The organism is Mesorhizobium sp. RSR565B (assembly GCF_054719465.1).
The window spans coordinates 4289421-4298537 of the sequence record NZ_JBTTIE010000001.1 but is presented as its reverse complement, the minus strand read 5'-3'; the positions used below and the strand labels follow the sequence as shown (position 1 = coordinate 4298537).

The window sequence follows — 9117 nt, the reverse complement described above, 5'->3', positions numbered from 1 at the left end:
ATCACGCTCCTGGGATGCGCCCGATGACATGATCGCGCAACCAGTCCTGCCAGGCGAAAATCGACGTCTCGCCCACCTCGATGTCACATTCGATGTCGAGCCCGTTGTCCTGCACCTTTTTCCACGCAATCCTGTGTGGCTCGGCGTGGCGTTTGCCACCCACCCTCGTCGCCAGTTGCGCCATCCATTCCCCGGGCCGCGCGCCAAGGCGGCGCGCCAAAGTGATGGAGCCGAGTTCTATCGCGACAATCCTTGGTGGTTTGCCCCGCCGCAACTCGGCCACCACTCCGTCGACCTTGCCGATCTTGACCCGCCGGCGGTCGAACACCTGCTTGTCCAGGAGATCACGCATCAATTCCATCATGTGCCTCCGAATATCTGCAGCGGAATCGTCACCACGGCGAGCACGAAGGCAAGCGCGATAATGAAGACAACGGCGGCATTCGAAATGATGCCGTTGCGATGTTCGCCGACATAGCGTTCGTCATTCAGCAGGAAGAGAAATGGAACTACCGTCAGCGGAAGGCTCGCCGCCGTTACCGCCATGGAAAAGATGGTCAGCCTCAGTGGGTCGAGGCCAAGCATGATCGGAATGGCGGCCAAAAACAATGATGCCGTATAGACGGCACTGAAGCCCGGATCATCGCGCGGCTTGCGATCCTCGCCCCAGGTCCAGCCAAAGCCCTGTGCCACCAGATATGCCTGTTGCAACCCGACTTCGAGTGCGGCGCCGAAACAGGCAATGGCGAGCGAGGCAACGAATAGAACGAACCCCCAGAAGCCGAATATAGGGATCAGCATCAACGGCAGTTGGTGATAGTCGTCCACCTGGTCGATGCCGCGCGTCGCGAGAACGAGAGCAGCGACGATCAACACGCCGATCGAAATGGTCCCACCGAAGGTCATGCCCAGCCCGGCGATGGCACGATTGGCTCCCAGGTGGCTTTCATCCCATTTGTCCTCGATAGCTCCCGAGGAATAGAACATGAAAAGATAAGGCGATATCGACGCGCCGAGAATGCTGGCCGCCATGAACCAGTAATTGATGGCATCGTGAGCCGGCAGCGAAGGCACGGCGCTGCCAGCGACCGCTGTCCAGTCGGGCTTTAACAACACCGCACCAACCACGAAGCACAGCGTCACGAGGCCGAGGACCGAAACGCCTTTCTCGATAAAGCCAAACGTGCCTTTCCACAGCAGCAGCCATGCCAGCAACGCCACCGGCAGTGCCCACCACTGGAAGCCTATGCCGGTGGCAAGTTCGAGTGCGATGGCCACACCGCCGATCTCAGCGGACAGCACCATGAAATTGACGAGAAGGACGACGAGCAACGGCCATAGGAAGACGTTGAACCCAAATCTTTCACGAATGCCCTCTGAGATCGTGTGATGGCTCATCGCGGCGAACCGACCGGCCATTTCAACCAAAAAGATGATGCATATGGTGCCGAGAACTATGGCCCAGATCAGCTGGAATCCGAAGGCGGCACCCGCCTGCGCCGCCGTAGCCATCGACCCGACTTCGAGGAAACCTCCGACACTGGTGACGACGCCAAGCGATATTTCCAGAAGCTTCTTCACGGCTTTGGTCCGAAAGCGCTGGTGTAAGCGGCGGCGAGCGAGCGCATGGCCGCCCGAAGATCCTGTTGTGCGCTTTTCACCTCAGTGCGATTGTTCACCCGCAATCCCGCCTCGGCATGCGCCACCGCAACCGACAAACTGTTGACTGCTGCCGTCAGTCCTGCTCGCCCGGCTGGTTCAGCGGTCTCGGCCGATCGAATTTCCGCCTCGACATCGGCCAGCGTTTTTCCGACCGAGTGCAGTGCGGCCGTGGCATAGGCGGACGGTGCCGCTCCCTCCCCCCAGGCATCCAGCACCATCGATACGGTCTGTGCCGCGGAGGCCGCGCTTCGTGATTGCTGCGCCACCTGATTGGAAGACGAGCATCCGGCCAACCCGGCTAGAATCAGCAGCAAGCACAGGCAGCCAACCGGAAAATGACGGTCGTTATGGGGTACAGCGCGCGTTGTATGCACCACGCGGATTTCCTCCCCGGCCCGAACCAACTGCGTCCGGCATCAATGATCTAGAGCCCTCGGAGAGCTCGTCAACGAAACCGACGACGAGCCTGTGAGGTCGGCTAGTCAACGTAACAAAACGCTCATCCCGGACAGCCGTGAAAGAGGGAGGCCCGCGCTTCTCTTTGGCGCGGAGAAGCGCGGGAGATCGGGCTGAGGGGATGACCCGATCGCGCAGCATCAACATGGGAGGGCAACAACGCTGCACGGTTCGAACTTCCAACCGGGCCACTTGTTCCAACTTCAACTGATCCGTTCTGAGTACTCAATCCATGCGTTCGGGGGGCCTTTTTTTGAAGGTAGGCCATGGCGAGTTCTCATGGCGTAGAACGGTTTTTGTCGCAACGGCTCTCTATGAATGCGCGCAAGGACCGCGACGACGACCGTCGCCTGACCGTCATGACAGTGCACGATCAATCCAGCCCAAACGCCGCGGAACAATTGTGCCCGCTCGTGGTTCCGATGGCACGAAGATGGAGGATATGATGACGGACGCCAAACTCGCTGTGGTGACCGGCGCCTCGAGTGGCATCGGAAAGGAACTCGCAAAGCTGTGCGCTAAAGACGGTTACGACCTGATCATCGCCGCCGACGAGCCGGCTATCCGGCAGGCGGCAGAGGCACTTGAGACCCACAATGTAACGGTCGAAGCCATTGAGGCCGATCTGGCGACCGTCGAGGGCGCCGATCGGTTGATCTCCCAGATCGGCGATCGCGATATCGACCTGTTGTTTCTCAATGCGGGACGCGGGCTCGGCAACGGCTTCGTCGACCAGGACTGGCGAAAAGTCCGCCGGATCATCGACACCAATGTCACTGGAACGGTCTATCTGGCGCATGAGCTCGGCGCCAAGATGGCCCGGCGAGGTCGCGGGCGCATCCTGTTCACCGGATCGATCGCCGGCTTCATGCCCGGCACATTCCAGGCCGTCTACAACGGCACGAAGGCGTTCATCGATTCCTTCTCGATCGCGCTCCGCCATGAGCTGAAAGATAGCGGGGTGACGGTCACCGTGCTGATGCCTGGCCCTACGCAGACGCGATTCTTCGAGCGCGCTGAAATGATGGATACCAAGATCGGCACCGATGAAAAGGACAATCCGGCCGATGTCGCCAAAACGGGTTACGAGGCGATGATGGCCGGTGATGAACAGGTCGTCAGCGGTTGGAAAAACAAGCTGCAGGTTGCCGCCGCGCATGTCACGCCGGCAGCCACTTTGGCCGAACAGCACCGTAGGATGGCCGAGCCGGGGTCGGCGTCCAGCGACTGAGCTGATATTTCGCGTCATCAAACGGGCTGGCATTCGCAGAGACCGCATGTGCTGCGCGAGGCAATCTATCGCTGCCGCAAGGCGGCACCATCTCGGTTCCCGGCGTCTGTGTTGGCCTGGTCGATCACATCCCGTTTGGCGGCGATGAATGAGGGACCGGCTTTCCGGATGGGCCAGACGCATACGCAACGCTACCTGGAACCTCTTTTGGCCATGGTCCAGAGCGGCGCAATCGATCCCTCCTTGTGATTACCCACCGGGCCGATCTGAAAGCAGGGCCGGATCTCTACAAGACGTTCCGCGACAATCAGGAGGTTGTGTCAAAGTGGTGATGCGGCCTCACGGCCGAGACGGGCAAAGGCGACCCACACCTCACTGCAATCACAAGGGAACATTCGCGTCGACGGCCGGTTAGGTGCCACTTCCGTAACGGTCACCTGCCGTCAAAGCGAGCCCATGATGAACCACGACCAGCATGACAATGTACCAGACGCAGCGCGTAGACTTGTCGCTGGAAGCATGGCGGGAGGAATTCTCGCCGCTTATGCTTCCACGGCGTCAGCCGATACGGGAACAGTGCCTGCTAAAGCAGGCCCTGCGAGCCCGATGCTCAAACAGAATCCGGTGACGCAATATCCCCAGCCGCCGTTCAAGCCACAGGAACAGAAGTGGCCGGGTTTGGCCAGCAAGATGGTGCCGCGCCCGGATCACGGCGAAACGACCTACAAGGGACCAGGCAGGCTTGCCGGTCGCAAAGCGCTGATAACCGGCGGCGATTCCGGAACCGGTCGTGCGGCGGCGATTGCATTCGCGCGCGAGCGTGCGGACGTTGCTTTCGGCTACCTCCCCGAAGAACAGGAAGACGCCGACGAACTGGTGGACCTAATAAAAGCGGCAGGTCAAAAGGCTTGCCGGCGATATCCGCAATGAGGCCTTTTGCAGAAAGCTGGTCGATGAAGCAGCAACGCCCCTCGGCGGTCTCGACATCCTGGTCAGCAACGCTGCCCGCCTCACTCGAGTCCACGGTCCTCAAAAAGGGCCGCCAGGCCCACCGCTCCTTAGGCGTGGTGGGCTTTCAGTCTGTCTACAGGAGGAACCAATGGCTGGCGATGATATAGAAAGAAGGCGACTGCAGATGTTGATCGAACAATATCTGGAGACCCGTAAGCGACGGCACGATTTCGTGTCGATCGCGAATGCCGAACTCGCGATCAAGGCTGTCATGCCGCATTGCCCGGTGTCGAGCGCAGCGTTGGCAGAGATGATTGCCGCTGGCGCCGTCACTTACGGCCTTGGCGTCCTATTCGACGCGAGGAAAACCGAGGGCGAACTGCCCGTTGTTTGATAAGCTCACACGGCTGACCAATCGTCGCGCGGTGGCGAACTTTCGCCCAGCGCTGGAGTACGCCAGACCGCGAGAATGCCAATCGTGCCGGCCGGATCGCAGGCACTTGCCGGCGACGCCGGCTCGGGCCTGGACCCGAATGTCGTCGCATCTCTGGTGAAAAACCAGTGTCTTTGTGCAGTTATCGGGCTTCTCGTTGGGTTGGCACCGTTCCGCTGTCCTGGTGTCTTGCCAAAGCTGTCGGTTGAACACCGAGCATATTTCGCACGGCCTCGACCAGCGCGGCAGCCCACACGGGTTTTGACAGCATCTTGTGATGACGCAAATCTTGCGGGATGTCGGATGCCGTGTACCCACTGACGAAAACAAACGGAATTCCGCGTTGCGCTAGAAGAGGGACAAGGGCAGCGCTGGTCTCGCCGCCGAGACCAATGTCCAGGACCGCAGCAGATATGACTTCACTCTCGATCAGCTTTTTCGCGCGAGCAACGGACGGCACTGGCCCGGCGATGGCGAAGCCGGCCTCTTCCAGGATTGCGCGGTGCTCCTCCGCGACCAGCCATTCATCTTCGACTACAAGGATACGAGATGCAGTCACGTTTCGCTCTCCCGATGATCAAACGGAAACTCAATCCGCAAGCTCAAACCATCGGAACCGAAAGATGTTTCAAAATTTCCGCCAAGCCGATACTCAATTTCGCCCTTCACCAGCGAAAGACCAAATCCCGTCTTCTCAGGCGGACTGACAGCGGGACCGCCGCTTTCTAACCATTCGAGCTGAAAACCGTGATCCGACGCCGACCAAGTCACGGACACCACGCCGTTTGGCACGGACAAGGCGCCATATTTTCCAGCATTCGTGGCAAGTTCATGGATCACCATGCCAAGCGACAGGCCCTGCTGAGGCTTGAGCCGAATGTCCTCGCCTGTGGTGTTGATGCGTTCCAGCCCGAACGGCTCGACTTCCTGCCGCACGATTTCCTCGACCGAGACCTCTTTCCAGCTTTCGCGCGAGAGCACTCCGTAGGCCCGCGCCATGGCGCGCAGGCGACCGATGAGCGCTTCGGCGAAAGCCTCCGAAGAGGGAGCATTTTTCAGGGTCTGACTGGCAATGCTGACCGTAACAGCCAGCATGTTCTTGACCCGATGGTTGAGTTCCGAGATCAATACCCGCTGGTGGGCTTCGGCTTCAGCCATGGTCGTCACATCGACAAAGGTCACCACCACGCCCTGGATTTTCCGCGCGCTGTCGCGGTAGGGGATCAGCCGCACGAGATAGTGGATGCCGTTGCTATCGCGCGGCAGCTGGTGCTCGATCATCTCGCCGGCCCTGAAAACCTGGGCAATATGGTCGCGCAGGTGCGGATAATCGAGCCGGCTGGCAAGATCGGTCAGCGGTCTTCCGATGTCGGTCGGCAGCAAGTTGAAGAACGAAGACGCCGCCGGCGTGAAGCTGCGGATAACCAGCTTGGTATCGAGAAAAACAGTCGCGATCTGTGTGCTCTCGAACAGGTTCTTCAGATCGCTGTTGGCACGATCGAGATCCTCGATCTTGGAAACCAGTTCGGCATTGATGGTGTTCAATTCCTCATTGAGGGACTGCATTTCTTCCTTGGAGGCCTCGAGCTCCTCATTGGAGGACTGGGCTTCTTCGTTGACCGAGACGAGTTCCTCATTGGAAGATTTCAACTCCTCCAACGCGGTCTCATATTCTTCGATCGTCGATTGCAGGCGCTCGCGCGTATCGCGGAGCTCGCGTTCGAAATCAGCAATCCCAGATGCCACCGGCTGTCGAACCTTTAGAGCCTCCAGCCGCGGCTGCGGCTGGCCCACCGGCTCGAACAGGACGAGAAACAGCGGCTCGCCGCTGCCGCGATCAGTCAAGGGCTCGATCGTCAATGTGACGAATTGGACACGATCTTCATCTTCTTCAATGGCTATCGCTTCGCGCACAACCGTGCGCCGGCCCTCGGCGGCTTCCCGCAAAGCGCCGCGCAATTCCAGACGCAGGCCGCTGCGTGCCATTGTGAGCAATTGTCTGCTCGGCACCCCTTGCGGCGGCTCGAGATATTTGCCGGTTCGGACCGAGTAATAGACGACATCTCCATCACCATTGACGACGACGTGAGCCGGAGCGAAGCGTTCGAGAACCTGCGCTTCAACGGTTTGCCTTAGGGAATAAGACAAGCCGCGGCGGGCATGTGTGTCATTGGCGCTGGAAAAGTTGGTTGCAGGCGCAGCATTCAACAAGATCGGCAGCCGCGGCGGCGCCGAATGTTCTCGTGCCTTGAAGATCCGTTGTTTCTTGTCGACCGGTGCAAACAGGTCGGCATGCTGGCTTATGCTTTCGGAGGTGCCAAGGAACAGATAGCCACCGGGCTTCAGCGAATAGTGGAAGGTCGGAATAACCTGCTTTTGCACATCGGGGCCGAAATAGATCAGGAGGTTCCGGCACGACACCATGTCCATGCGCGAGAAGGGTGGATCGCGGATGACGCTGTGCGCCGAGAAGATGCAGAGATCACGTACGCTCTTGCTCAAGATGAAACTTGTGCCGTCATTGCTGAAGAAGCGTTCGCGACGTCCAGGCGAAACGCCCGCAAGCAATGACTCCGGATAGCGCGCCGAACGTGCGATGCCCAGCGCCGCGTCATCGATGTCCGTGGCGAAAATCTGGATGCGCGGCACAGCCGAAAGTGTATCCATATGCTCGCGCATCAGCATTCCGATCGAGAAGACTTCCTCGCCGGTTGCGCAGCCGGGCACCCAGACGCGGATCGTATCGTTGGCGTCCTTGCCTTCGAAAAGTTTGGGGATGACGGTTTCTTCCAGGGTCTTGAAAGCGTCCGTGTCGCGGAAGAAATTTGTCACGTTGATCAGCAGGTCGCGAAACAGCGACCGCACTTCCTCCGCATTTGAACGAAGCAACTCTATATAGGCATCGATCGCGGTGTTCTGCGTTATTTGCATGCGTCGCCTGACGCGACGCAAGAACGTCTTGGCCTTGTAGCCCGAGAAATCATGTCCCGAATGGCTGCGCAGGATCGCGTAGATTTCCTCCTGGCCCTTGCGGAGTTTCAAAGCACTGGCCTTGCCATCGTCAGCTTCAAGCTCGTCGAGCAGTTCAAAGCTGTGGGCAAATTCCATGAGTTTCGCACCCATCTCATCGGCTGGGATGGCGATATCGATCAGACCGGAACTGATCGCGCTGCGCGGCATGTCGGGATTGCTCGGACCCGACTCGTCGGAGAGTTGCGCCAGCGTCAGGCCGCCATTCTCCTTGATTGCCTTGATGCCCAACGTACCGTCGGAATCGCCGCCCGACAGGACGACGCCGACGGCGTATTCGCCCTGATCCTCGGCCAGCGCGCTGAAAAAGATATCGATGGGCTTGCGCTCCCTGGACACGGAATTCGGTTGGCGCAGCTTTAGGCTGGAATTTTCGATGGTGAGGATCGCGTTGTGCGGCATCACGTAGACGGTGTCAGGATGGATACCCATTCCATCTTCAGCGACACGAACCGGAATTCCGGTGTAAAGCGCAATCACTTCGTGCAGCAGACTTTCCCGTTCGGGGCTAAGATGCGTGACGATCACGAACGCCATCCCGCTCGAAGACGGCATCCCGCGAAAAAATCCCTCCATGGCGGCAATGCCGCCCGCAGAGGCGCCAATACCGACTATGGGGAACCTCGGCAGCTTTTGCATCAATTGTCCTGCTTCAGTGAAATGCAACGCGGCAGCGCTGATTTCGATCCAATGTGTAAACCGTTCCTGGTCGAATTCCCATCCCGCACCGCCGATCGCCACGGAACCGATGGACGCGACCGCCGTTTAAAGCCCGGAGGGCTGCTATGTTATTAGGCATGCGAATTCTGCTCGTCGAGGACGAATTCTTGCTGGCAAGCGAACTTGCCTCTTATTTCAGCGATTGTGGGGCGACCGTTTTGGGGCCGGTGTCGTCAGTCAGCCGGGCTCGACGATATATCGATTCAGCGGATGGGGCGGTGCTGGACATCGACCTCAACGGTGAGACTGTTTTTCCCCTCGCCGACGAGCTGACGGACAGAGGCATCCCGTTCGTATTCTTCTCCGGAAACGATCAGATCACCCTGCCGGAGCGGTTCCGATACACCCAAAACCTCTCCAAGCCGGCCGGGTTCAGGACGGTTGCCGGGATCCTCGCCGCGCAATCAACAGCGCTTGGTGAAGACAATGTTTTCCGCGCTCTTCCAAAACTGAGGCTGTCCGCGCGGCTGCTGCTGGGCGACCCACAGGCGGCCGATCGCCTCGTCGAACGGACATTGAAGGCGGCGCTGGAGGAGCGGTTGTCGACGCGGCATGACCTTCCCTTGAGCGAATGGCTCAACACGCTCATGGAGGAGGTGCTCCGCAACGACAGGTCTGGCATCATGAATTAAGA

Annotated in this window: 8 protein-coding genes and 1 pseudogene; 4 read left to right on the top strand and 5 right to left on the bottom strand. The window is 59.2% G+C overall.

What is annotated here, in order from left to right:
* Nucleotide 1: 1 nt before the first annotated feature.
* From ACYG9R_RS20680 to ACYG9R_RS20670, 3 genes are read right to left on the bottom strand one after another with little or no spacing between them, the layout of a single operon-like run.
* Nucleotides 2–364 carry a hypothetical protein gene (locus ACYG9R_RS20680; protein WP_245260251.1) on the bottom strand — a complete coding sequence of 121 codons (363 nt, stop codon included), beginning with the start codon at nucleotides 362–364 and terminating at the stop codon, nucleotides 2–4.
* Nucleotides 361–1581, bottom strand: a complete 1221-nt coding sequence (locus tag ACYG9R_RS20675) for an NRAMP family divalent metal transporter (RefSeq protein ID WP_023681168.1) — start codon at nucleotides 1579–1581, stop codon at nucleotides 361–363. The genes ACYG9R_RS20680 and ACYG9R_RS20675 overlap by 4 nt, the downstream gene beginning before the upstream one ends.
* Nucleotides 1578–2039: a hypothetical protein gene (locus tag ACYG9R_RS20670; RefSeq protein WP_245260111.1), complete on the bottom strand. Its 462-nt coding sequence runs from the start codon at nucleotides 2037–2039 to the stop codon at nucleotides 1578–1580. Before ACYG9R_RS20670 ends, ACYG9R_RS20675 begins: the two co-directional genes overlap by 4 nt.
* A gap of 524 nt (nucleotides 2040–2563) precedes the next feature.
* Here ACYG9R_RS20670 and ACYG9R_RS20665 point away from each other — a divergent pair.
* The 3 genes and pseudogenes from ACYG9R_RS20665 to ACYG9R_RS20655 all read left to right on the top strand — a co-directional run bounded on the left by ACYG9R_RS20665 (nucleotide 2564) and on the right by ACYG9R_RS20655 (nucleotide 4694).
* Nucleotides 2564–3349 (top strand): SDR family NAD(P)-dependent oxidoreductase, encoded by a 786-nt coding sequence (locus ACYG9R_RS20665; RefSeq protein WP_031199728.1) that lies wholly within the window; start codon nucleotides 2564–2566, stop codon nucleotides 3347–3349.
* A gap of 606 nt (nucleotides 3350–3955) precedes the next feature.
* A pseudogene (locus ACYG9R_RS20660) lies at nucleotides 3956–4358 on the top strand (SDR family NAD(P)-dependent oxidoreductase); the annotation flags it as partial.
* Nucleotides 4359–4448: 90 nt separating this feature from the next.
* Nucleotides 4449–4694: a hypothetical protein gene (locus tag ACYG9R_RS20655; protein ID WP_023725497.1), complete on the top strand. Its 246-nt coding sequence runs from the start codon at nucleotides 4449–4451 to the stop codon at nucleotides 4692–4694.
* Nucleotides 4695–4875: 181 nt separating this feature from the next.
* On the opposite strand, the gene ACYG9R_RS20650 is transcribed toward ACYG9R_RS20655, so the two are convergent.
* Entirely contained in the window at nucleotides 4876–5292 is a 417-nt protein-coding gene (locus ACYG9R_RS20650) for a response regulator (protein WP_023700039.1), read from the bottom strand.
* A complete protein-coding gene (locus ACYG9R_RS20645; protein WP_023729494.1) occupies nucleotides 5289–8402 on the bottom strand; it encodes a CheR family methyltransferase in 3114 nt (1037 codons plus the stop codon). The genes ACYG9R_RS20650 and ACYG9R_RS20645 overlap by 4 nt, the downstream gene beginning before the upstream one ends.
* A 158-nt stretch (nucleotides 8403–8560) precedes the next feature.
* Here ACYG9R_RS20645 and ACYG9R_RS20640 point away from each other — a divergent pair, with 158 nt between their 5' ends.
* Entirely contained in the window at nucleotides 8561–9115 is a 555-nt protein-coding gene (locus ACYG9R_RS20640) for a response regulator (protein WP_050588792.1), read from the top strand.
* Nucleotides 9116–9117: the final 2 nt, after the last annotated feature.